We start from the raw sequence: 22,631 nt of genomic DNA, 5'->3' as shown, positions 1-22,631 counted from the left end.
GGCAGGACGGCCTGCCACCCCCACAACCATGACGAACAAATGCAATCACTGTGAAGCGTTCGTGTCGAGGAACTTCGTCCGCGTGTTCGGCGACGAGAGCGGACACGTCTACGCGTGTCCGAGCTGTTCTGCGAACGCGGGCATCTCACAGGTGAGTGCCGAACGGAGGGCCGCAGAATCCTGAGACACCCCACATAACGCCTCCCGCCGACGCCAACTCTCTGCCCCCTTGGACGTACTCCCTGCCAATCCCCCTTGGACGTACCCCCTGCCAATCTCCCTCGGACGTACCCCCTGCCAATCTCCCTCCGACATACCCTCATCCCGTCTCCATCTTCTTCTCCTTCTCTCCCATTCGTGAGAGACCGAGCGACCGAGCCCGTTCTCGATTCGTTGTACTGACCGACGGACTTACCAACAGTGGCCCGATACCATCCGTATACGGTATGGGGTTGACCGCCCCCGACACCCATCTCAATTCTGGAACGCATAACATATACGATACGCTTATGGGCGGGGCGTTCGAATCTCTAAATATGTCAGAATCGGTAGTCGCCGCCGCGGTCGGGTACGACGAGTTGGCCACGTTGAAACTCGTCGCCCTCGATGGCGGCCGCTCCGGCCCAGTCAAAGTCTCCTGTTCGGGCCTGGCAGACAGACTGGGCGTCTCCAACCAGACGGCGTCCCGCCGCCTTCAGCGACTCGAAGAGGTCGACTACGTCGAGCGCGAAGTCGTCTCCGACGGCCAGTGGATAACCATCTCCGACACTGGTGAGTCCGCCTTGCGGCGTGAGTACGCCGACTATCGCCGCATCTTCGAGACACCTGCTGTCGTCGTCCTCGACGGCGAAGTGACCGGTGGAATGGGCGAAGGTCGGCACTATATCTCGCTTCCGGGCTACATGGAACAGTTCACCGAGCGTCTGGGTTACGAACCGTTCCCAGGAACGCTGAACGTTCGGCTCGACGACGACGCAGTCCGTGCCCGCGCGGGGATGTCCTCGCTCGACGCGGTTCCAATCGATGGTTGGGAAGACGACGAACGGACGTTCGGTCCGGCCACGTGCTACGCCGCCGTCATCGAGGCGAGCGGTGAGACGTACGACCCGGTCCACATCATCGTCCCCGAGCGGACCCACCACGACGAATCGCAACTCGAGATTATCGCACCGGACAAACTCCGCGACGTGTTGGACCTCGCCGATGGCGATAGAATCACCGTCCGCGTCGAGGAGGCCGATTTCGAATGAGTCGCTCTGCCGAGAGCGACTACGACAGCGTCGAACGCGTCCTCGACGCGTTCAGCGCGGGTGACCCGGTCCTCATCCACGACTTCGACGACCGCGAAGGCGAAGTCGACCTCGTCTACCCCGCGGGGTCGGTCGCCCCCATCGACGTCGCTCGCATGCGTAACGACGCCGGTGGCCTCGTCTGTGTCGCCCTTCCGGACGACGTGGCCGAGTCGCTCTCGTTGCCGTTCATGGACGAAGTCCTCACCCACCCGGCGGCGAGTTCGCACGACCTCGAGTACGACTCTCGGTCGTCGTTTTCCTTTACCGTGAACCACCGTGAGTCGTTCACCGGCATCACCGACCGTGACCGAGCGATGACCATCTCGCGACTCGCCCCCGTCGCCGAGTTGACTCGCGCGGGCGAGTACGACGCCGACGACTTCGGCGGCGAGTTCCGTGCCCCCGGACACGTCCACCTGCTTCGCGGTGCGCCGAACCTCCTCGACGACCGACAGGGCCACACCGAACTCGGCCTCGCGCTCGCCGACGAGGCGGACGTCGCTCCCGCAGTCGTCGTCTGCGAGATGCTCGACGACGAAACCGGTGCGGCACTGCCGAAGTCGGCGGCCCGCGACTACGCAGCTCGCAACGACCTCGCGTTCGTCGACGGCGACCGACTGCTCGACGTCCTTCGCTGACTGTTTTCGTCTTCGTCTTCCTTCGTCTTCCTTCGTCTTCGTCTTCGTCTTCGTCTTCGTCTTCCTTCGTCTTCGTCTTCGTCTTCGTCTTCCTTCGTCTTCGTCTTCGTCTCAGCCTCCGTTTTCAGACGCGGTCGTCGCGCCACGACCATTCGGGTTCCCATCCGAGGAGGCGCTGTGCTTTCTCCGTCGAGACGAGCGACTGGTGACCGGTGAGTTGCTCTCGAACCTCTGCGTCGGGATACACCTCGCGTGCAATCGTGGCCGATTCGACGGTCGTAGACGTGTCGCTCGCGGCCGCCCAGAACACCTCGTGTCCCTCGAACTCGGCCTCGATGGCGCGCCGAACCAGTCGTGCGGCGTCTTCCCGACCGAGATACGCGAACAGGGTGTTCCGGACTGTGTGGAACGTCTCCGACGCACGGAGTCCGGCGGGTGTTCGGTCGGACTCGACGAACGCCGTCCGTGCCTCGTCTCTGCTCGGCATCCACGGGAACCGGAGACTGGCGATAGTCGTCGGTGCGTCCTCTCGACGCGCGAACCCCGTCGCCGTCTCCTCGGCGATGTACTTTCCGAGACCGTACGGATTCGACGGCGTCGCCCGGTGTGACTCGTCTATCGGGAGATAGTCGATTCGAGCGGGGTCGGGTTCGAACGCCCCGCCGTTGGCGCTCATACTCGACGCGATGACGACGTGGTCGACGTCGAGTGCGGCCGCCGCTTCGAGGACGACGTAGGTCGACTGGACGTTGCTCTCGAAGACCCGGTGACCGGGGTCGTGAGTGGGTGTCGAAATCATTCCCAGATGGACGATTGCGTCTGCATCGACGGCCGCGAGCGCCGCGACGAGGTCACCGGGGTCGGTCGCGCTCACGCGGTAGTCGTGGTCGGCGTCCGCCGACCCACCGCTGCGACTGAGGTTGGTCACGGTGTATCCTGCATCCCGGAGATGACGGACGACGGTCGGGCCGATGTTTCCGGTCCCGCCCGTGACGGCGACGGATTCGAGTGACATACTCCATAGATTCCGCTGTGCAAACATAGTCACCATGGACGCGGTGACCGGTTCGTCATGATTTTAGAGGGGGGCCTGCGAAGGGCCCTACATGGGATTTGACGACATGGACGTGTCCACGATTTGGATGAACGGCGAATACGTGGACTGGGACGACGCACAGATTCACGTCCTCTCACACGGCCTTCACTACGGGACGGGTGTCTTCGAGGGGGCCCGTGCCTACGACACCGACCGCGGTCCGGCTATCTTCCGCTGGGAGGAGCACCTCGAACGCCTCTACGCCTCCGGCAAGCCGTACAACATGGAGATTCCGTACACGCCCGAGGAACTCACCGAGGCGACTGTCGAGGTCATCAAGCGCAACGACCTCGGTGGGTGTTACATCCGCCCCATCGCCTACTACGGCTACGACTCGCTCGGCGTCAGCCCAAAGGACAACCCGACGGACATCGCCATCGCGGCGTGGCCCTGGGGCACCTACCTCGGAGAGGACGCCCTCGAAAACGGTGTCGACGTGATGGTCTCGTCGTGGCGCAAGCACGCCTCCAGTCAGATTCCGACGAACGCGAAGACGACCGGTCTCTACGTGAACTCTCTCCTCGCAGGTGAGGAGGCCCGCCGTAACGGCTACGTCGAAGCCATCGTCCTGAACAAGGAAGGCAACGTCGCCGAAGGCCCCGGCGAGAACATCTTCATGGTCCGCGACGGGAAAATCCTCACCCCTGGACTCTCCCAGAGCATCCTCGACGGCATCACCCGCGACACTGTCATCCAACTCGCTCGCGAGCGCGGCTACGAAGTCGACGACAGCGCCATCATCAGTCGCGGCGAACTCCACACTGCCGACGAACTGTTCTTCACTGGCAGCGCCGCCGAAGTGACGCCTATCCGCAAGGTGGACAACGTCGTCATCGGCGAGGGCACGCGTGGACCGGTCACCGAAGAGCTCCAGACTGCCTTCTTCGACCTCGTCGAACGCCGTACCGACGACCACGAAGAGTGGTTCACCTACGTCGACGAGCAGTAAACGGAGACGAGACGCAATCTTTTGCGGACGCGACGACGCCGAGTGACGACGACTACTCGTTTGCGACCGTACCGTCTGTCGACTCTCCGGAGACGGTAACTTCTTCGGGTGACTCTCCCGGCGACTCTTCGGTCACGTCGATGGTGTACTGGTTGGCGTGGTCCTGTTCTGCGAACCCGGCAGAGAGGACACGAGTGAGCGCTTCTTCGACGCGCTCGCCGGTCTCTTCGATGTCGTCGGGGTCGACTTCCATCACGAACCCGGTGGTGATGTTCGGTGCAGTCGGCATGAAGATTATCTCCCGGCCGTCTTTGGTCTTCTTCCCCGTTTTGAACCCGGTCATTCGGATGCCCGGCCACGTCTCCAGACGAACGGGTTTCTGGAGGTCTTCGGTGCCCGTGAGGGCGGTTTCGACGGCGAGTTTAGAGGCGTTGTAGACGATGCGGACCAGCGGGACTTTGTTCATCATCGTGTCGAGGCCGGACTCCAGGAGGCGCCCGGAGGTGGTCCGCATGAGATACCCGACCGAGAGGACGAGCATCAAGAAGACCACGATGGCGACGAAGAACCCGTACGGTTGCGGAAGGTCTTGGATGATGGGTAAGGCGACGATGCTGTTGTAGAGGATAGACAGCACGTACAGGATAACGAGCAAGGGGATGAGGACCACCAGACCGCTTGCGAAGTCGCGTCTCCACGAGGACATTGATATGCAGAGTGTGAACCTGTGGGCTTAAGGGGATTTCTAGTACGGTCTGTACTGCCGATACTCAGTGAAAACGGTCCGTTTTCGCCCCGCGAGACCCCCGATTTAGATACCGAGGACTGCTCGCAGAGCGAACAGCGCGTTCTCCTTACGCTCGCGGGCCCGGCGGTAGAAGTACTGGAACCACTTGGCGCCGTAGGGGGCGTACTGCCAGACTTCGACGCCTTCGGCCGCGAGTTCGCGTTGTGCGTCTTCGCGCACGCCCATGAGCATCTGTATCTCGTAGTCGCGGTCGTACTCCACCGCGAGTTCGCGGGCGTAGTCTATCATCTTGGGGTCGTGACTGCCGACGGCGATACCGCCGACGTACTCCTCGAAGAGATACTCGAGGAGTTCTTTGTACACCTCGTCCACCTTCGACTTCTTCTTGTACGCGATAGCCGCGGGTTCGTCGTACGCACCCTTCACGAGACGAATCTTTCCGGGAACGTCGGCGAGTCGGTCGAGGTCGTCGGCAGTCCGCTTCAAGTTCGCCTGCACGCACAGTCCCATCCCGCCGTCGAACTCTCGAGCGAGTTCCTCGAAGGCGTCGAGCGTCACGTCGGTCGTCTCGTGGTCTTCCATGTCGCACCAGAGGAAGACGTCGTGTTCGTCGGCCGCCTCCGCGATGCGCCGGTAGTTCTCTTCGAACACGCCGTCGCCCGCGTCGAGACCGATTTGCGAGGGCTTGACCGAGACGCAGGCGTCGAGGTCCGTCGCCGCGACGTCTTCGACGAGGTGGACGTACTGGTCGGCGTCGTTGTCGGCCGGCCCGCGTTCGTGGTAGTGCTCGCCGAGCAGGTTCAAGATGACCGCCACACCGTCGTCGTTCGTCGCTCGGGCGTGGTCGAGCGCTTCCGCCGCGGTCTCTCCCGCGACGAATTTGCTCGCGATTGGCGGAATCATAGCGAACGATTACGACCGTCTGGTATTCATACTTCTCATCTGCTGTCTCTCGTAATCGAGCGACTCCGTCGCCCCCGAGTCGTACAAAACCGTCGGGACTTACATTCCTCCCGTCTGACGTACCCGTATGGCCGTCTCTCTCGCCGCTCTCGTCGTCACTGCGTTCTGGGCGATGTTGCCCGCGTACGTCCCGAACAACGCCGCCGTCCTCGCCGGCGGTGGCCGCCCCATCGACGGTGGTCGGACGTGGGGTGGCCGGCGCGTCCTCGGTGACGGGAAGACGTGGCGCGGAACCGCCGCGGGAACTCTCGCCGGGACGGCGCTGGCGCTCGTTCTCAACGTCGTCGAACCGAGTCTCTCCGGCATCGTCGGATTCGACCTCCCGACGTTCCCACTCGCCGCCGGATTCGGACTCGCACTCGGCGCGATGGCCGGCGACATCGGCGCGTCGTTCCTGAAGCGCCGGTCGGGTCGCGAACGCGGTGCGGCGTTTCCGGGTCTCGACCAACTCGACTTCGTGGTCGGTGCGCTCGTCTTCGCCTACGTCGCCGCGCCCGCGTGGTTCACCGAGACGTTCACGCTCCCCGTCCTTGCTGTCGTCCTCGTGATGACGCCGATTCTCCACGTCGTCACGAACGTGGGGGCGTATCTGTTGGGGCTGAAGAACGAGCCCTGGTAACCCACCTTTTTAACGGAGGGGTGGAACCGCCACCCCTCCGCCAAAAACCTGTCTTCGTGAGCGTCAGCGAACGAAGGCTCGTGAGACGCACCGCGTCTCACGGTGGAGGGAAAAAGCCGCGAGACTCGACCTTCGGCCTCGATCGCGGTACAGCGTCGGTGTACACCGCTCCACCTTTCGGACCGATACACCCACAACGCGTGATTGTGTCAAACAGACTATGCGATGAGCATACTCTTGGACCTCTTGAAGCACATCTTCACCGGCGCTATCGAACTCTTCGTCCTCGATACTGCTGCTGACCGTGAACAGGCGAGTCGTCAACTGTGGGTTCGCCGACTCGCCGTCGTGGCTGTAATCGTCGTCTCCGCAGGGGTGGTCTGGACGGTCTCTTCGCCAGTGCGTTGGGTCGGTGCAGTCGTTGGATTGCTCGCGTTTTTCTACGGACTGTACGCAGAGTTGCGCTACGAGTGAGTCACAGCGTGGTGCCCCCGCTCACCCGAACCGTCCCGCTTAAGCGCCTCCCTGTTGCCACTCGTACCAAGATGGCGAACACAGAACTCATCGCGGCGCTTCGCGACGCCGACGCGGTCCAGTTCGGAGAGTTCGAACTCTCTCACGGTGGCACCTCGAACTACTACGTCGACAAGTATCTCTTCGAGACCGACCCCCGGTGTCTGAAACTCATCGCCGAGGCGTTCGCCGAACTCGTCGCAGACGACGACAAACTCGCGGGCGTCGCCCTCGGCGCAGTTCCGCTCGTCGCCGCGACGGCAGTCGAGACGGGCAAACCCTACGTCATCGCCCGGAAGAAGGCCAAAGAGTACGGCACGGCCAAGCGAATCGAAGGCGCACTGGAGGAAGGCGAACACGTCGTCGTCCTCGAAGACATCGCCACGACCGGCCAGAGCGCCGTCGACGCCGTCGAAGCACTCCGCGACGCGGGCGCAGTCGTCGACCGAGTCATCGTCGTCGTCGACAGACAGGAAGGTGCCGAGGAACTCCTGGCCGACCACGATATCGAACTCCAGTCGCTCCTCACTGCCGACGACTTACTCGCAGACGCCGACCGCTAACCACGTTCGTGCCCATACACGCCTGTGACTAAGTAGCGCACTAAAAGCAATCGAAGTATTCATTTTTGTGCAACTACGTAGCCGAGAGTATGAACAGAGCAGAGAAGGCCGCACTCCAGTTGCAGGCAGTCTCCGTCCTCCGGATGCTCAAAGAGACCCGGACGTACGACGAACTCGCTGAACTGACTGGACTCCCGGCCGGGGACCTCAACCGCTACGTCAACGGGCACGTCCTGCCCGGCGTCGAACGCGCCCGAGAGGTCGTCGAAGGTGTCGGTCGTGACGCACTCGCAGACGAACTCGAAGCACGGGTTCGCTTCGACGACGAGGGCTACGTCGACAACTCCGACGTCGTCTTCGACCAGTCGTTCCTCGACCTCGTCGCGCCCGTCGCCGCGAACACGCTGCAGTTCGAGCGACCGGACGTCGTCCTCACCGCGGCGACAGACGGCATCACACTCGGTGCGGCGATGGCGAGTTACTTCGGCGCGCGCCTCGCGTACGCGAAGAAGTCCAAAGAGACCGCCGTCGAGGACTTCATCGAGTCGCGGCAGCGCCTCGCCTCCGGTATCGAACTCACCTACTATCTCCCTGCGAGCGCCATCGACGCCGGTGAGCGCGTCCTCGTCGTCGACGACCTCATCCGCTCCGGCGAGACGCAAGAACTCCTCTTGGATATCGCCCTGCAGGCCGACGCCAACATCGCCGGCGTCTTCGCGCTCATCGCCGTCGGTGACGAAGGAACCGACCGTGCCAGCGAACTCACCGACGCACCGGTCGGCGCGCTCTCTGTCTTCGAGTAACGTCTGTTACCATTTGGCGCTGGGGCGGGATTTCAGTACCCTTTTTACTCCGTTTCGCATCGACTCGACGGGTTACGATATGGATTGGATGCAGCAACTGGACGATAGCGTCGGCCTCGCCGGCGTGGTCGACTCCCTCGGGTCGTACTTCGACTTCGAGGCGCACGGGACGACGCTCCGAACCGAGGTGCTGGCGGGTCTCACGACGTTCTTGACGATGTCGTACATCGTCGTCGCCAACCCGGCTATCCTCGCGGGCGTCGCGGGCGCGAAACCGGGTATCGTGCTTCCAGGCTTCGAGGTGGGAACGGTCCAGCAGATGCTGGCCGTCGTCACCATCCTCTCGGCCGCAATCGGGACGCTCGTCATGGCACTCTACGCGAAGCGGCCGTTCGCACAGGCACCTGGGATGGGAATCAACGCGGTGTTCGCCTTTACGGCCGTTGGTGCGCTCGGCATCCCGTGGCAGACGGCGCTCGCCGCCGTCTTCGTCGAGGGCGTTCTCTTCGTCGCACTCACCGCAGTTGGGGCGCGGAAGTACATCCTCCGCCTCTTCCCCGAACCGGTCAAACTCTCGGTCGGAACGGGTCTCGGCCTCTTCTTGGCTATCATCGGATTACAGGAGATGCGCGTCGTCGTCGACGACCCGGCGACGCTCGTCGGCCTCGGAAACGTCGCCTCCGACCCCATTGCCATCCTCTCGGTCGCCGGTCTGTTCCTCACGTTCGGCCTCTACGCGCGCGGCACCCGCGGTGCCATCGTGCTCGGCATCCTCGGCACCACGGTCCTCGGGTGGGGAGTGACGCAACTCGGCCTCGTCGGAGTCGACGCCGGACTCGTCGTCGCCGCCGCAACGACGCCTGTCACCCTGCCGGTCGTCGGCGCGGTCGACCTCGTCGTCCCCGGTGCTTCGGCGGGCGCGACGTACGACATCTCGCCGATTGCCGGGTCGTTCGTCGGCGGGTTCTCGAAGGCCGAACCGGTCTCGTTCGTGCTCGTCGTCTTCGTGCTGTTCTTCGTGGACTTCTTCAACACTGCCGGGGCGCTAACGGGCGTCGGCCAGGCCGCGGACTTCCTCGACGAAGACGGCGACCTCCCCGAGGTGGAAAAACCGCTCATGGCCGACGCGGTGGCGACGACTGCCGGCGGTGCACTCGGCACGTCGCCCGTGACGACCTACATCGAGTCGGCGACCGGTGTTCAGGAAGGCGGCCGAACCGGGATGACCGCGCTCGTCGTCGCACTCTTGTTCCTCGCGGCGATTCCGTTGGTTCCGCTCGTCGCCGCGATTCCGCTGTACGCTTCGCACATCGCCGTCGTCGTCATCGGCGTCGTGATGCTCCAGAACGTGGTCGATATCGACGTCGACGACGACGCCTCACTCATCCCTGCGGGCCTCACGATGCTCGTGATGCCCTTCACGTACTCTATCGCCTACGGCATCGCCGCGGGCATCGTCTCGTATCCGCTCGTGAAAGTTGCCGTCGGTGACGTCGAAGACCTCCGCCTCGGTCACTGGGCGCTCGCGGCCGCGTTCGTCGGCTACTTCGTCGTCCGGTCTGGCGTACTTTCCTGATAACTGGGCAACACAACCTCCATCTTTCCAGTACTGTTTGGTGTGAAAGTAGTCATGGCTGTGTTGGTCACCTCTCCGAAATACTCTATTTAATGCACGAGTGTGTATATCTTTTCTCGGTAGATGGTAATGCTTATGTGTGCAATCGTGGGTATGCTTAGTCGTGCATCATGGGGCTCTCTGAAACCCTCGCAAACTACTTCGACGTGCATAAACACGGGTCCTCAGTCGGGACCGAGATTATCGCTGGCATCACGACGTTCCTGACGATGTCGTACATCGTGGTCGTCAACCCTGCCATCATGACGGGTATCCCGGACGCGAAACCGGGCGTCATCATCTCCGGATTCGGTCCGGGGCAGGTTCAGTCGATGCTCGCGGTCGTAACCATCCTCGCTGCCGCAATCGCCACGTTGGTGATGGCATTCTACGCCAATCGACCGTTCGCGCAAGCGCCCGGTCTCGGCCTGAACGCCTTCTTCGCCTTCACCGTCATCGGTGCGCTCGGCGTCCCGTGGCAAACGGCGCTCGCCGCCGTCTTCGTCGAAGGGTTGATCTTCATCGCCCTCACGGCGGTCGGCGCGCGTGAGGCCATCATCAAAATCTTCCCACAGCCGGTCAAGATGGCTGTCGGAACCGGTATCGGTCTCTTCTTGACGATTATCGGACTCCAGGCGATGGGCATCGTCGTCAACGACCCCGCGACCCTGCTCACGCTCGGTAACCTCGCGTCCAACCCGGTCGCAATCGTCTCCATCGTCGGCCTGTTCGTCACGTTCGCGCTGTACGCCGCGGGCATCCCCGGTTCGATCATCATCGGCATCGCCCTCACGACGGTCGTCGGATGGGCGCTCACCACGTTCGGTGTCGTCTCTGCCGAGGCCGGTCTCGTCGCTGGGTCGTCGGCCGCGACCTACGACATCACGCCCCTCGCCGGTGCGTTCATCTCCGGCTTTGGCGGCATCGAGGCGTTCAGTTTCGCCCTCATCGTCTTCACGTTCTTCTTCGTCGACTTCTTCGACACCGCGGGCACGCTCGTCGGCGTCGGCCAGGCCGCGAACTTCCTCGACGACGACGGCAACCTCCCCGACATCGACAAGCCGCTCATGGCTGACGCAGTCGGGACGACCGCAGGTGCCATGCTCGGTACCTCGACGGTCACGACCTACATCGAATCCGCGACGGGTGTCGAAGAGGGTGGCCGCACCGGTCTGACTGCGCTCACCGTCGCAGTTCTCTTCGTCGCGTCGCTCGCACTCATCCCTCTCGCAACCGCCGTCCCGCTCTACGCGTCGCACATCGCGCTCGTCGTCATCGGCGTCGTGATGCTGCAGAACGTCATCGACATCGAATGGGACAACATCACCCACACGATTCCGGCCGGCATGACCATCCTCATCATGCCGTTCACGTACTCCATCGCCTACGGCATCGCGGCGGGTATCGTCTCGTACCCGCTCGTGAAGGTCGCTGCCGGTGAGTACGAAGACATCAGCGCTGGCCAGTGGGCACTCTCCGCTGCGTTCTTCGTCTACTTCGTCGTCCGGACCTCCGGCATGCTGCAAGCCCAGGTCTGAAGCGGCGCTCCCAACTCCGTTCTTCCCCCTCTTTTTCCCTCACACCGGTTGCACCGCCGACACACATCTCCGCCGACCTTTTTAGAGTCGCATCCATACCACCGGGTGATGTCAAACCTCATCCTCTACGAACTGCAGGGCTGTCCGTTCTGCGCCAAAGTCCGGAACAAACTCGCTGAACTCGACTTGGAGTACGAATCCCGGACGGTCCCACGCGCCCACCCGGAGCGAACCGAAGTCCAAGAGATTAGCGGACAGACCGGCGTCCCTGTCCTCGTGGACGAAGAAAACGGTATCGAAGGCATGCCCGAGAGCAGCGATATCGTCGAGTACCTCGAACAGACCTACGGCGCAGCGAACTAATCGCCGTCTGCCGCCAGTCGGTGCCGGACAGCGCCTTCGACTTACGCTTTTCTGCGGAACGCCGTCTCGTAACTCGCGCGCAGTGCGTCGGTGAGTTCACGGACGCGATTCGGTTCGATATCGACCGTCACCCACGACCCGACGAGGCGGCCGTTCGCTTCGAACGGGACGACGTGGTGGTTTGCAGCGACGGCTACACGCGCGTCAGCAGGGAGCGACGTGAGAGACAGTCCCTGCTCGGAGACGACGGCGAACAACGTCCCGTTCGCGCGGAACGATGGCTTTCCGAACATCGTCGTTCGTTCGACCGACTCCCAGGCACCTGCGACTCGCATCACCGCCGCAGCGAGTGACTCCACCGTGGCCCGCGACGCCTCTCTCGACTTCGACATAGCGGTCGCTACGTCGGGAACCACGATAACAGTGTATAGGACGCCGCTCGCGACCGTGGGCCGCAGTTCGTGCGACGTGACGTCCGCGTCAGATTTCGGCGGGGTCGCGGGCGCGTTCGCGAATCAGGTCGCGAATCTTGTCGGGGTCGTCGATGTTCGCGAGTTCCTCGCAACTGACGATGGCGGTTCCATCGACCGACTCTCGTTTCTGGGCCTCTTCGACGAAGTAGACCGACCGGGTGCGAGTAATCTCACCGAGTGACGACATTATCTCTGCGCGTTTCTGCGCGCTCCGAGTGAACGGCGAGTGGCCGGTGAGGACGTTGGTCTCCTTGCGTCGGCCGTCGTCTTCGCTCACGGCCTTGAACGGTGCGCGCGAGGTCGGATGGACGGTAAAGCCCGCTTGTGTGAGCACCGAGACGACGTGTTCGTCGTCGGGGTCGGCCGCCGGGTCATCTGGCGTCGGTTCGGCGTCGCGCACGTCGTCGGCCCCTTCGAGGACGTCCACCGGGTTCGAGAAGGGCCGGTCGAACAGCTCTTCGAGTTGAATCGCGACCTCGATACTCGCGTTCATCCCGCTTTCGTACTTCGAGACGGTTCGACGCGAGACGCCGAGTTCGGTCGCGAGGCGGCCGAGGCTCCAGCCACGTTCTCTGCGCTCTTCTGCGAGGATGTCGCCGTCGAGACTCACGTAGAGACCACCGGGTGCGGCGTAGATGAGCGGCGGGACGCCCTCGACGAACATATCCATCGCGGAGTCGGGGTTCAACACCGGAACGCCGTGACGGAAGTAGACGACGCCGGGTTTGAGGTCCTCGTCGCGGGTTCGAAGCCCGATGACGAGGGGCGTCGCGTCGAGGTACGACCCGAGTCGTCGCATCTCTGCGCCGGTCACACCGTCGAACGCGTCGACGTTCCCCAGTATCTTGAGGAGCAACAGGTCCTCACCTCTCCGGGCGGCGAGGTCGAAGCTCTTCGGCCGGATGGCGATACGGTCGCTCACGACGAAGCCCGCGTCTTGGAGCATCGCGGCGACGTTACCAACCAGCGCTGACCGGGACATAGGGGGCAATAAGTGATTCGGCCCATAAAGCGTTTTCCCCGGAAATCGCCGCCCTCGCCGACTCGTCTCCCTTCTCTCGGCCCCATTTATATAGTCGCCGTGACCCGAAAGGCGTTACTTTGCCCTTCGGCTATCTCCGGCGATGACCGTCATCGGCCTCGACGACACCGACTCCCGCACGCTCGGGATGTGTACGACCTATCTCGCGACACTCGTCGCCGAGGCCATCGAATCGCAAGGTGGGACCGTCGAGCGACGACTCCTCGTCCGGTTGAACCCTGCGGTCGAGCACAAGACGCGCGGAAACGCCGCGCTGGCTATCCACACCGACCTCCCAGCAGGCGTCGCCTTCGACGTCGCCCGTGACGAACTCGACCGATGGGCGATTATCGACGACGACCGAACCAGTCCGGGCCTCGTCGTCGCACCGGGGTCGGCCGACACCATCTCGACGGCCGTCGAGACGTTCGCTCGTGACGCCGTCCGCGACTTCCACGAGGTCGACGACGCCGTCGAACTGGCGTCCAAATCGGGCTTCCTGACCGAAGGCTGGCACGGTGGCCGCGGCCGAATCGGCGCACTCGCTGCGATTGGGGCGTGGGCCGCCTTCGACGAGTGGACGTACGAACACATCTCCTACAGAGAGTTCCATCGCTGCGGAACCCCCCGTGACGTGGACCTCGACTCGGTGTTCGAGGCCGCTGACGCCGGCTATCCGGACGCGTGGGACACCGTCGACCACGGTGAAGGTGAGGCAGTTTGCGTGCCCAACGCACCCGGTCCGATTCTCCACGGCATCCGCGGCGACGACCCGGACGTGGTTCGAGACGTTGCCGAGGCCATCGACTCCGAACCGGTGGACTGGGCAGCGACGTTCCTCACGAATCAGGGGAGTGACGCACATCTCCGCGACGGAACGCTCGGCGCACTTCGAGACGGACGAGCCTACCGCGTCACCGGGACGGTCGCCGCAGAACCCGAGACGCGAACGGGCGGCCACGTCTTTTTCGACCTCGAGACGGACGACGCGCGAGTGACGATGGCCGCGTTCGAGCCGACGAAGCGCTTCCGTGACCGAGTTCGGTCACTCCGCGTCGGCGACCGACTCACCGTCTGTGGTGAGGTGTCGGACGGGACGCTCAAACTGGAGAAGTTCGCGGTTCGCGAGTTGGTTCAGACGGAACCCGCGACGCCAACCTGTCCCGACTGCGACCGGACGATGAAGAGCGCCGGCCGAAATCAGGGATACCGCTGTCGAGAGTGCGGAACCGACGCACCTGGGAAGGTCGAACGCCCAATCGAGCGCGACCTCGAACTCGGGTGGTACGAGGTGCCGCCATGTGCGCGTCGGCACATCGCGAAACCGCTGGTTCGCGGCGGGTTCGACGCGCCGACGCATCCAGAACGGTAAGAAGACGCCGTTTCACCGTCAGCCAGTTTGCGGGTTCACGACGCGTTGGACCTCACAACGAGCACGTTCGTGTTCTCACGGCGGTCGACGAACGAACTCCCCGCGGGTGGTTTCACGTCCACGACGAGCGTCCCGTCTTCTCTGTTCGAACTGAGTGTGGGGGTGAGACTCATCGTCGCCGTCCCACTGCCATCGGTCTTCTTCGTCACAACGCCGTCGAGTTCGGCGGTCCCGGACTTCACGATGACCGTCGCGTCTTCGACTGGGTTGCCTTCGTGGTCGACGACGGTGAACTCGAAATCCTGTGGGCCGGTTTCGACCACGTCTGGCGCGGGTTTCACGTCGAGTTCCGAGGTGGCGAGCCCTTGCACTCCCGAGAGCATGTTGAGCATGACGCTCATACTCGCGACACCGACGACGAGGGCGACGACGAGGCGAACTGGTAATCCTTCGATAGCACGCGTGTCTGACCGAAACAGATCGAGCATAGCCCGTCTGGGCGCGGGTTCGTATATAAACCTACGTCCGGAGGTTCAAGTCACATCCCGCGGCCATCCACCTCCATGCACGTCATCGGTCGAACCCCTGACGACGATGGGCCAGTCTGCCGCTTCGGAACCTACCGCGCTCGAGACGGCAGCGACGGGGCATCCGTCGGACTCGACGTCAACCACCCGCACGCGGCCGTCGTCGTCGGCAAACGCGGCAGCGGAAAGTCGCACACACTCGGCGTCGTCGCCGAAGGACTGGCCCGCGCCGATGGTGTCGCTCCCGTCGTCGTCGACCCGATGGGCGTCTTCGGTGGGCTCTGTGACTCCCCAATCGACGCGACGGTTCACGAGTCGCCGACGGTCCGCGCCGACGCACTCCCACCGAGCGCGTGGCCCGACCTACTCGGACTTGACTCGACTGGTCCAGTTGGGTCACTGGTCTGGCGTCTCGCGGCCGAGACGGATTCGCTCGCAGAGATGGGTGCTGCCGTCGCCGACGCCGACGTCGCACCCGAAACCCGACGAGCGGCGACGAACCACCTCTCACTCGCGGAGTCGTGGGACGTGTTCGACCCCGCTGGTCTGGCCCCGGACTCACTCTGTGGGTCCGCCCCCGACGTGCTCGACCTCTCAGGTATGGATTCGACACCGGCGAGCGTCGTCGTTCGCGTCGTCGCCCGCGGTCTGTACGACGCGAGAGTCGAGGGCGAAGTCGAGCGGATTCCGTGGTTGTTGGTGGACGAAGCGCACGCGTTCGTCGGAACGACTGCCGAACCCGCGCTCAGGACGATTCTCACGCGCGGACGCGCGCCCGGTGCGGCCCTCGTGCTCGCGACGCAACGACCGTCGGCACTCCCCGACGTCGCAGTCTCGCAGGCCGACCTGCGAATCGTCCACCGACTGACCGCCGGCCCGGACGTCTCGGCGATGGCCGCTGTCGACCCCACGTACTTCGACGAGACGCTCAGGTCTCGACTCCCGCGCGAGCGAGGGTGTGCGCTCGTCGTCGACGACACCACAGAGTCAGTTCACGACGTTCGCGTGCGCCCACGCGAGACGACTGATTGCGGTGCGAGTCCGACTGCCGTCTCCGCGCACGTCGCTTCCGAAAACGTAGAGTAACCACTCCGGATGAGAGACGGTATGGACCGTTCGGAACTGGCGTTAGTCGCCTTCGGTGGGTTTCTCGGGGCGGCGCTCCGCTATCTCGTCGCCGTCGCCGTCCCCGGCGCGGGCGGAACGCTCGTCGTGAACGTCCTCGGGAGTTTCGCCCTCGGGACGTTCGTCACCACCGTCTCCTCTCGCCGGGTGCAGTTGCTCTTCGGGACGGGCCTCCTCTCGTCGTTTACGACGTACAGCACGTTCGCCGTCCAGACTGCCGGTCTCACGATGACGGGCGGACTCCTCAACGTCGGCGCGAACTACGTCCTCGGATTTAGCGCCGCGGCGCTGGGTCTCGTGGTCGGAGGGAGACGATGAGTCTCTCGGCAACTACTGTCGTCCTCGTCGGCCTCGGCGGCATGCTGGGCGCAGTCTCGCGCCACGTCGTCGACCAGCAAATCGTCGGCAAGTGGAGTACCTTCACCGTCAACGTGCTCGGGAGCATCGCACTCGGGTTCGTCGTCACCGCACCGGTGGCCGAACCGGCGGCGACGCTCGCCGGAACCGGGTTCTGTGGCGCGTTCACGACCTTCTCGTCGTTCGCAGTCGGTGTGGCCGAACTCTTAGACGTCGGCGACTACCGGACGGCGGCGCGATATGCGTTCGGCACGTTGCTGGCGGCGTTGGTCGGGGTGGCTATCGGTGGGGCGATTGGTGGGGTCGTTGGGTGAGGAACGTACTACTTAGCAAAAATCAACGATCGGATTCGGTGTAGGTTCGTTCATTGTCTCGTTCTAGGTTCGATAAAGGCTAAGTTTGCTAGACGAGGAGATGGTGTCATCTGGATGAACTGGGAACTATACAAACAGCGTATTGTCCCTTTGTTGCTTGCGTTTTTGTTGACTACCTCAATGGTACCCACTCCGGCTGGTGCTGTAAATAAGGGCCAATCTGAGGTGTGTTTAACTCCCTCTGGACACCCCAAACCCGATCCAGAACATCTAATCAATGCTTCAGCTGAGAGGTTAGGGACTGGAAACGTAATCAAAATCACGTATGACCTGTCCGATTTTTCTAATGCGCCCTTCGAAGTTTCTCTCCCCCAACGTGCCTCGCTTGTGTCAAATAATGGGTTCACGAACAACACAGAATCTGCCTATGAACTCTCTTGGAACCACAAAACACGCAGGCCATCGATCACCTACTCGTTCAATGCAAGCGGTCCTCCGTCAGGACAATCGAATATTCCGGAGAATTCCGATTACGGCTATTCGGATAGTTGGTCCCTCGCCCCGCTTCCAGGCCATCTCCAACCTCATGTTAACCCTCAAATCAAAAACAACGGTGTAGTTGGGAAGAATGTCGTTTTCTTTGGAGAAGCTAATGTATACGAAAGAACCGTCGGCTGTCAGAGGATTCGCCTTGTTGTTCCCGATACTGCCGATATGTCCTCATCTCCGGATGCAGTTCTTGATTTACTCTCTAGCACCGCTCGGAGATTGAATATAGGACATCGATACACGGTTGTGACCGTTTTTGCATCGCCGGATGAGATGACCCGCTCTGGGTTTGCTACTGGACCTGATATGGTTGTCGAGGATGACACACCTACCTTATCTAATTCTCAATCTATGTGGATTCACGAATACATCCATACACGTCAAGGGATGGTCGTTAGTCCGGAGATGAAGTGGTTCATTGAAGCGAGTGCAAAATACTACGAATCTCGTCTACTCTACGAAGATGAGTACATATCAAGAGCAGAATATGAACGTCATCTAATCAACATGGCGCAGGCACAACGTCAAGGTGTTGTTCTCGCAAATAGCTCGACGTGGCACAATAACAGCGAATATATCAATGGTGCATTAGTTCTTGCCGCTCTTGACTATCGAATCCGCGAGTCAAGCAGAGGGACTCAGAATTTGAGTGACGTATTCAAAATAATGAATAGATACTCTGACCCCAGCCAAAATAATGCCATAACACTCCATATTTTTGGATACTGTAGCGAACGTGAGCGGACAGCGGTTAGACCCTTGGTTGAACAATCACGTTCGCGGCTCAAACACTATATCTCCGAGGGAGGACTTTTCAGTGAAGACATTTGGGAACCAGATATACATCTTCACTCACGGTCAGATGCTATTTGCACTTACTCTCTTAATCCTGTTTTTAGCCGCGATCTCCTTTATCGGAGGCAATAGTGATTAATTCCGTTTCGGTGACTCCCACGAGCAAGAGAGTAGTACGTCGTTGAGTCCTGTCTCACCGGGATTTGAACCTCGGTCGCTCTGCTCACTGCGTTCGCGCCGCTCCCTGCTTCAAATCCCGCCTGTCACTGCTTACAGATTCCAACCGGCCCGCGCCGAGACAAACTCGGCGCTCAGAGGTTGGAAATCAGAGAAGCGCCCGAGGCGGGATTTGAACCCGCGTCACGACCGTGACAGGGTCGTATGATGGGCCACTACACCACCCGGGCTTACTGAAGTGAGTTGTCGGATACGGAGAGCGCCCGAGGCGGGATTTGAACCCGCGTCACGACCGTGACAGGGTCGTATGATGGGCCACTACACCACCCGGGCCCTCCGTCTGCAATCATTCGTAGCCGAGGTTTATAGATAAGACTTACCATCTGGTTTGCCCTTGGCGTGCGGTACCGCGATTCCTGCCCCGAAGACATTTATATCGCTATACCCCATGCCAATATGTGACGATTCGCGCATCTCCGGTGCGTGACCTCCGCTAGCCTCGCCTTTCTTCGACGCAGTTGGCAAGTGTTAAATGGATGGCTACCAAAATCTGCCGTAGTATCCCGTGACAGCTTCTTCCAGCACCCAGCAGCACCATACATGGTAGACGTAAGCCAACACACACTGGTTCCAGAACACACTGTCCTCGACGACGAGGAAGTCGAGAGTGTGTTGCAGGAGTACAACGTCGAGAAGACGAATCTCCCGAAGATCAAGAGGAAAGACCCGGCGCTCCCGGACGACGCAGAGCCCGGTGACGTCATCAAGATTGTCCGGAATTCGCGAACGACCGACATAGCAGTCGTATACCGACTGGTGATCGAATGAATCGACAAGCGCGACGCGAGGTCTCTCGCAAGTACTTCTCTGAAGAACGGCTCGCTGAACATCACTTCCGCTCGTTTAACGCGTTCTTAGAACGCGGCATGTCCGAGGTCGTCGAAGAGAAAGCGACCATCGAGACGGACATCGGCGACAAGGAGGGTGAAGAACCCGTCTACGTCGAACTCGGTGGCGTCCGCGTCGAGACGCCCCGTGTCCGCGAGGCCGACGGGTCCGAGGAACTTCTCTTCCCGCAGGAAGCGCGCCTGCGCAACATCACCTACTCCGCCCCCGTGTTCATGGAGATGTCCATCGTCCGCGGCGGCGAAGAAGAAGAGGAAGTCGTCGTCGACACCGCCGAGACGAAGGTCGGCCGGATGCCCATCATGGTCGGCTCCTCGAAGTGTAACATCGCGGAACTCTCCGACGAGGACCTCGTCGAAATCGGTGAAGACCCCGTCGACCCCGGTGGCTACTTCATCGTCAACGGCTCCGAGCGCGTGCTCATGACGTCGGAGGACCTTGCACCGAACAAGATTCTCGCCGAGTACGACACGAAGTACGGCGACGAGATTCAGGTCGCCAAGACCTTCAGTCAACGCCGCGGCTACCGCGCACTCGTTCTCTGTGAGCGCAACCGCGAAGGACTCCTCGAAGTGTCGTTCCCATCCGTCTCCGGGAGCGTCAACTTCGTCACGCTCGTGCGTGCACTCGGTCTCGAATCCGACGAGGACATCGTCCACCGCGTCTCCGACGACCCGGAGATTGTGAAGTTCATGCTCGAAAACCTCGAAGAGGCCGACGTTCAGACCCAAGAACAGGCCATCGAGGCACTCGGCAAGCGCGTCGCAGGCGGGCAGGGTAAGAACTACCAGCTCAAGCGCGCCAACTACGTCATCGACCGCTACCTCCTTCCGCACCTCCACGAAGAGGGTGCCGAAGAAGAGGAAGTGCGCATGAACAAGGCGTACTACCTCTGCCGCATGGCCGAGGCGTGTTTCGAACTCGCACTCCAGCGTCGCGAGTCCGACGACAAAGACCACTACGCCAACAAGCGCCTCAAGGTCTCCGGCGACCTGATGAAGGACCTCTTCCGGACGGCGCTCAACAAACTCGCACGCGACGTGAAGTACCAGCTCGAACGTGCGAACATGCGTAACCGGAACCTCACGGTCAACACCGTGGTCCGGTCCGACGTCCTCACGGAGCGTCTCGAACACCCCATCGCGACCGGGAACTGGGTGGGTGGCCGCTCCGGCGTCTCCCAACTCGTCGACCGGACGGACTACATGGGTGTGCTCTCTCACCTCCGCCGTCTCCGCAGTCCGCTGTCGCGCTCGCAGCCTCACTTCGAGGCACGCGACCTGCACGCGACCCAGTGGGGTCGCATCTGCCCGTCTGAGACGCCAGAAGGGCCGAACTGTGGTCTGGTGAAGAACTTCGCGCAGGCGATGGAGCTCTCTCAGAACGTCGAAGACGAACAGGCATTGAAACGAGAACTTGCGTCGATGGGTGTCGAGGGGATCCCCGGCATCGACAGTATCGACGCCACACCCGCAGACGACTAACATGGCTCAGGCACAGCGAGAAGCGAAAGTATACGTCAACGGTAGTCTCGTCGGGACGCACCCCGACCCCAACCAACTCGCAGCGCAGATTCGCGAGGCACGTCGCCGCGGCGACGTCAGCCAGATGGTGAACGTCTCCGTCAAGGAGCGCACCCGCGAAGTTATCATCAACGCGGACGCCGGGCGTGCCCGTCGTCCCCTCATCGTCGTCGAAGACGGCGAACAGCTGCTCACGGACGAACACGTCGAAGCCCTCGAAAACGACGAACTCGACTTCGAGGACCTCGTCGAGCGCGGACTCGTCGAGTTCATCGACGCCGAGGAAGAAGAGGACATCTACGTCGCCGTCGACGAAGACGAACTCAACGAGGACCACACGCACCTCGAAATCGACCCACAGCTCATCTTCGGTATCGGTGCCGGGATGATTCCGTACCCGGAACACAACGCGTCGCCGCGTATTACGATGGGTGCAGGGATGATGAAGCAGTCGCTGGGGATTCCGGCCGCGAACTACCGTATCCGCCCGGACACCCGCCAGCACCTCATGCACTACCCACAGCTCTCGATGGTCAAGACCCAGACCACAGAGCAGATTGGGTTCGACGAGCGCCCGGCCGCACAGAACTTCGTCGTGGCCGTCATGTCCTACGAGGGCTTCAACATCGAGGACGCACTCGTCATGAACAAGGGGTCTGTCGAGCGCGCACTCGCCCGCTCGCACTTCTTCCGTACCTACGAGGGCGAAGAACGCCGCTACCCCGGCGGTCAGGAAGACCGCTTCGAGATTCCGTCGCAGGACGTGCGTGGCGCACGCGGTGAAGACGCCTACTCGCACCTCGACGAAGACGGTCTCGTCAACCCCGAAACCGTCGTCGACGAGAACTCCGTCCTCCTCGGCAAGACGTCGCCGCCGCGGTTCCTCGAAGAACCGGACGACATGGCGGGGCTCTCGCCACAGAAGCGTCGTGAGACGTCTGTCACCATGCGCTCCGGTGAGTCCGGTGTCGTCGACACCGTCACGCTCATGGAGGGTGAAGACGGCTCGAAACTCGCCAAGGTCTCCGTTCGTGACCAGCGAGTTCCGGAACTCGGTGACAAGTTCGCATCCCGACACGGACAGAAGGGTGTCGTGGGCCACTTGGCACCGCAGGAAGACATGCCCTTTACGGCAGACGGCGTCGTCCCCGACCTCGTCCTCAACCCGCACGCACTGCCGTCACGCATGACGGTCGGTCACGTGCTGGAGATGCTGGGTGGCAAAGTCGGCGCACTCGAAGGTCGCCGCGTCGACGGCACTGCCTTCCAGGGCGAAGACGAACACGAACTCCGCTCTGCACTGGAAGAACGCGGCTTCATGTCCTCCGGCAAGGAGGTCATGTACTCCGGCGTGACCGGCGAGAAGATCGAGGCCGAAATCTTCGTCGGCATCATCTTCTACCACAAACTGTACCACATGGTGAGCAACAAACTGCACGCCCGCTCTCGCGGTCCGGTGCAGGTGCTCACCCGGCAACCGACCGAGGGTCGTGCCCGTGAGGGTGGCCTTCGTCTCGGTGAGATGGAGCGTGACACCGTCATCGGCCACGGGGCCGCGATGGTGCTTCAGGAGCGTCTCCTCGACTCCTCCGACAAGGAGAAAGTCTACATCTCCGCAGACACCGGTATGGTCGCCGTCGAAGACCGCGACCAGCGTCGTATCTACGACCCCGTCACCGGCGACGAGGACAACATCCACGAAATCGACATCAGCTACGCGTTCAAGCTGCTCTTAGACGAGATGGTCGCACTCGGCGTTCGCCCGCGAATCGAGCTCAAGGACGCGGTCTAA

General features: G+C 62.0%; 25 protein-coding genes and 2 tRNA genes. 19 read left to right on the top strand and 8 right to left on the bottom strand.

The window, feature by feature from the left end; translation table 11 throughout:
• The first annotated feature begins 28 nt into the window (after positions 1-28).
• From GJR99_RS17955 to ribB, 3 genes are all read left to right on the top strand, one after another.
• The gene (locus GJR99_RS17955) at positions 29-184 is read left to right on the top strand and encodes a DUF7563 family protein (RefSeq protein WP_449405215.1); all 156 of its coding nucleotides are present in this window, start codon (positions 29-31) and stop codon (positions 182-184) included.
• A 325-nt stretch (positions 185-509) separates the two neighbouring features.
• Complete coding sequence (locus GJR99_RS07750; protein ID WP_191967089.1) at positions 510-1,250, top strand: DUF120 domain-containing protein; 741 nt, start codon at positions 510-512, stop codon at positions 1,248-1,250.
• Entirely contained in the window at positions 1,247-1,930 is a 684-nt protein-coding gene (ribB, locus tag GJR99_RS07745; protein WP_151110874.1) for a 3,4-dihydroxy-2-butanone-4-phosphate synthase, read from the top strand. The genes GJR99_RS07750 and ribB overlap by 4 nt, the downstream gene beginning before the upstream one ends.
• Before the next feature lie 124 nt (positions 1,931-2,054).
• Here ribB and GJR99_RS07740 read toward each other — a convergent pair whose 3' ends face one another.
• A complete protein-coding gene (locus GJR99_RS07740; RefSeq protein ID WP_151110872.1) occupies positions 2,055-2,945 on the bottom strand; it encodes an NAD-dependent epimerase/dehydratase family protein in 891 nt (296 codons plus the stop codon).
• Positions 2,946-3,036: 91 nt separating this feature from the next.
• On the opposite strand from GJR99_RS07740, the gene GJR99_RS07735 reads away from it, so the two are divergent.
• Complete coding sequence (locus tag GJR99_RS07735; protein ID WP_151110870.1) at positions 3,037-3,975, top strand: branched-chain amino acid transaminase; 939 nt, start codon at positions 3,037-3,039, stop codon at positions 3,973-3,975.
• Between the two features lie 52 nt (positions 3,976-4,027).
• Here GJR99_RS07735 and GJR99_RS07730 read toward each other — a convergent pair whose 3' ends face one another.
• Together GJR99_RS07730 and GJR99_RS07725 are read right to left on the bottom strand one after the other, a co-directional pair.
• Complete coding sequence (locus tag GJR99_RS07730) at positions 4,028-4,681, bottom strand: DUF502 domain-containing protein (protein ID WP_151110867.1); 654 nt, start codon at positions 4,679-4,681, stop codon at positions 4,028-4,030.
• 105 nt (positions 4,682-4,786) lie between these two features.
• Positions 4,787-5,626 carry a proline dehydrogenase family protein gene (locus GJR99_RS07725; RefSeq protein ID WP_151110865.1) on the bottom strand — a complete coding sequence of 280 codons (840 nt, stop codon included), beginning with the start codon at positions 5,624-5,626 and terminating at the stop codon, positions 4,787-4,789.
• A 127-nt stretch (positions 5,627-5,753) separates the two neighbouring features.
• On the opposite strand from GJR99_RS07725, the gene GJR99_RS07720 reads away from it, so the two are divergent.
• From GJR99_RS07720 to GJR99_RS07690, 7 genes are all read left to right on the top strand, one after another.
• Positions 5,754-6,305 (top strand): CDP-2,3-bis-(O-geranylgeranyl)-sn-glycerol synthase, encoded by a 552-nt coding sequence (locus GJR99_RS07720; protein ID WP_151110863.1) that lies wholly within the window; start codon positions 5,754-5,756, stop codon positions 6,303-6,305.
• Between the two features lie 225 nt (positions 6,306-6,530).
• Positions 6,531-6,779, top strand: a complete 249-nt coding sequence (locus GJR99_RS07715; RefSeq protein ID WP_151110861.1) for a hypothetical protein — start codon at positions 6,531-6,533, stop codon at positions 6,777-6,779.
• A gap of 71 nt (positions 6,780-6,850) precedes the next feature.
• Positions 6,851-7,381 carry an orotate phosphoribosyltransferase gene (pyrE, locus tag GJR99_RS07710; RefSeq protein WP_151110859.1) on the top strand — a complete coding sequence of 177 codons (531 nt, stop codon included), beginning with the start codon at positions 6,851-6,853 and terminating at the stop codon, positions 7,379-7,381.
• Positions 7,382-7,470: 89 nt separating this feature from the next.
• Entirely contained in the window at positions 7,471-8,184 is a 714-nt protein-coding gene (locus GJR99_RS07705) for a phosphoribosyltransferase family protein (protein WP_151110857.1), read from the top strand.
• An 88-nt stretch (positions 8,185-8,272) separates the two neighbouring features.
• Positions 8,273-9,760, top strand: coding sequence for an NCS2 family permease (locus tag GJR99_RS07700; protein ID WP_151113911.1), 1,488 nt, complete (start codon positions 8,273-8,275; stop codon positions 9,758-9,760).
• Positions 9,761-9,930: 170 nt separating this feature from the next.
• Positions 9,931-11,337, top strand: coding sequence for an NCS2 family permease (locus GJR99_RS07695; RefSeq protein ID WP_151110855.1), 1,407 nt, complete (start codon positions 9,931-9,933; stop codon positions 11,335-11,337).
• 108 nt (positions 11,338-11,445) lie between these two features.
• The gene (locus GJR99_RS07690; protein ID WP_151110853.1) at positions 11,446-11,700 is read left to right on the top strand and encodes a glutathione S-transferase N-terminal domain-containing protein; all 255 of its coding nucleotides are present in this window, start codon (positions 11,446-11,448) and stop codon (positions 11,698-11,700) included.
• Positions 11,701-11,741: 41 nt separating this feature from the next.
• On the opposite strand, the gene GJR99_RS07685 is transcribed toward GJR99_RS07690, so the two are convergent.
• Positions 11,742-12,092 carry an MmcQ/YjbR family DNA-binding protein gene (locus tag GJR99_RS07685; RefSeq protein WP_151110851.1) on the bottom strand — a complete coding sequence of 117 codons (351 nt, stop codon included), beginning with the start codon at positions 12,090-12,092 and terminating at the stop codon, positions 11,742-11,744.
• An 88-nt stretch (positions 12,093-12,180) separates the two neighbouring features.
• Positions 12,181-13,155 carry a transcriptional regulator gene (locus GJR99_RS07680; protein WP_151110849.1) on the bottom strand — a complete coding sequence of 325 codons (975 nt, stop codon included), beginning with the start codon at positions 13,153-13,155 and terminating at the stop codon, positions 12,181-12,183.
• A gap of 142 nt (positions 13,156-13,297) precedes the next feature.
• On the opposite strand from GJR99_RS07680, the gene GJR99_RS07675 reads away from it, so the two are divergent.
• Positions 13,298-14,566 (top strand): tRNA(Ile)(2)-agmatinylcytidine synthase, encoded by a 1,269-nt coding sequence (locus tag GJR99_RS07675; RefSeq protein ID WP_151110847.1) that lies wholly within the window; start codon positions 13,298-13,300, stop codon positions 14,564-14,566.
• A 35-nt stretch (positions 14,567-14,601) separates the two neighbouring features.
• On the opposite strand, the gene GJR99_RS07670 is transcribed toward GJR99_RS07675, so the two are convergent.
• Positions 14,602-15,054: a DUF7382 domain-containing protein gene (locus tag GJR99_RS07670; protein ID WP_151110845.1), complete on the bottom strand. Its 453-nt coding sequence runs from the start codon at positions 15,052-15,054 to the stop codon at positions 14,602-14,604.
• A gap of 75 nt (positions 15,055-15,129) precedes the next feature.
• Here GJR99_RS07670 and GJR99_RS07665 point away from each other — a divergent pair, with 75 nt between their 5' ends.
• The 4 genes from GJR99_RS07665 (at position 15,130) to GJR99_RS07650 (ending at position 18,365) form a co-directional block, all read left to right on the top strand.
• Entirely contained in the window at positions 15,130-16,179 is a 1,050-nt protein-coding gene (locus GJR99_RS07665; RefSeq protein WP_151110843.1) for an ATP-binding protein, read from the top strand.
• A gap of 21 nt (positions 16,180-16,200) precedes the next feature.
• Positions 16,201-16,536: a fluoride efflux transporter FluC gene (locus GJR99_RS07660; protein ID WP_151110841.1), complete on the top strand. Its 336-nt coding sequence runs from the start codon at positions 16,201-16,203 to the stop codon at positions 16,534-16,536.
• Complete coding sequence (locus GJR99_RS07655) at positions 16,533-16,889, top strand: fluoride efflux transporter FluC (RefSeq protein WP_151110839.1); 357 nt, start codon at positions 16,533-16,535, stop codon at positions 16,887-16,889. The genes GJR99_RS07660 and GJR99_RS07655 overlap by 4 nt, the downstream gene beginning before the upstream one ends.
• A gap of 114 nt (positions 16,890-17,003) precedes the next feature.
• Complete coding sequence (locus GJR99_RS07650; RefSeq protein WP_151110837.1) at positions 17,004-18,365, top strand: hypothetical protein; 1,362 nt, start codon at positions 17,004-17,006, stop codon at positions 18,363-18,365.
• 202 nt (positions 18,366-18,567) lie between these two features.
• On the opposite strand, the gene GJR99_RS07645 is transcribed toward GJR99_RS07650, so the two are convergent.
• Positions 18,568-18,640: transfer RNA gene (locus tag GJR99_RS07645), tRNA-Asp, on the bottom strand.
• A gap of 30 nt (positions 18,641-18,670) precedes the next feature.
• Positions 18,671-18,743 (bottom strand) — tRNA-Asp (locus tag GJR99_RS07640).
• A 267-nt stretch (positions 18,744-19,010) separates the two neighbouring features.
• Between GJR99_RS07640 and GJR99_RS07635 the strand changes: the two genes are divergently transcribed.
• Genes GJR99_RS07635 through rpoB form a run of 3 tightly spaced genes read left to right on the top strand, consistent with a single transcriptional unit; the run spans position 19,011 to position 22,631 of the window.
• Complete coding sequence (locus GJR99_RS07635) at positions 19,011-19,238, top strand: DNA-directed RNA polymerase subunit H (RefSeq protein ID WP_151110835.1); 228 nt, start codon at positions 19,011-19,013, stop codon at positions 19,236-19,238.
• On the top strand, positions 19,235-20,800 hold the full coding sequence (locus tag GJR99_RS07630; protein ID WP_151110833.1) for a DNA-directed RNA polymerase subunit B'': 1,566 nt from the start codon (positions 19,235-19,237) through the stop codon (positions 20,798-20,800). Before GJR99_RS07635 ends, GJR99_RS07630 begins: the two co-directional genes overlap by 4 nt.
• Position 20,801: 1 nt before the next feature.
• The gene (gene rpoB, locus GJR99_RS07625; protein ID WP_151110831.1) at positions 20,802-22,631 is read left to right on the top strand and encodes a DNA-directed RNA polymerase subunit B; all 1,830 of its coding nucleotides are present in this window, start codon (positions 20,802-20,804) and stop codon (positions 22,629-22,631) included.

It is taken from the genome of Haloferax marinum (assembly GCF_009674625.1).
In the GTDB taxonomy this organism is placed as follows: Archaea; Halobacteriota; Halobacteria; order Halobacteriales; family Haloferacaceae; genus Haloferax; species Haloferax marinum.
Note: the sequence above shows the minus strand (reverse complement) of the source record. Positions and strands in the feature narration are given on the sequence as shown.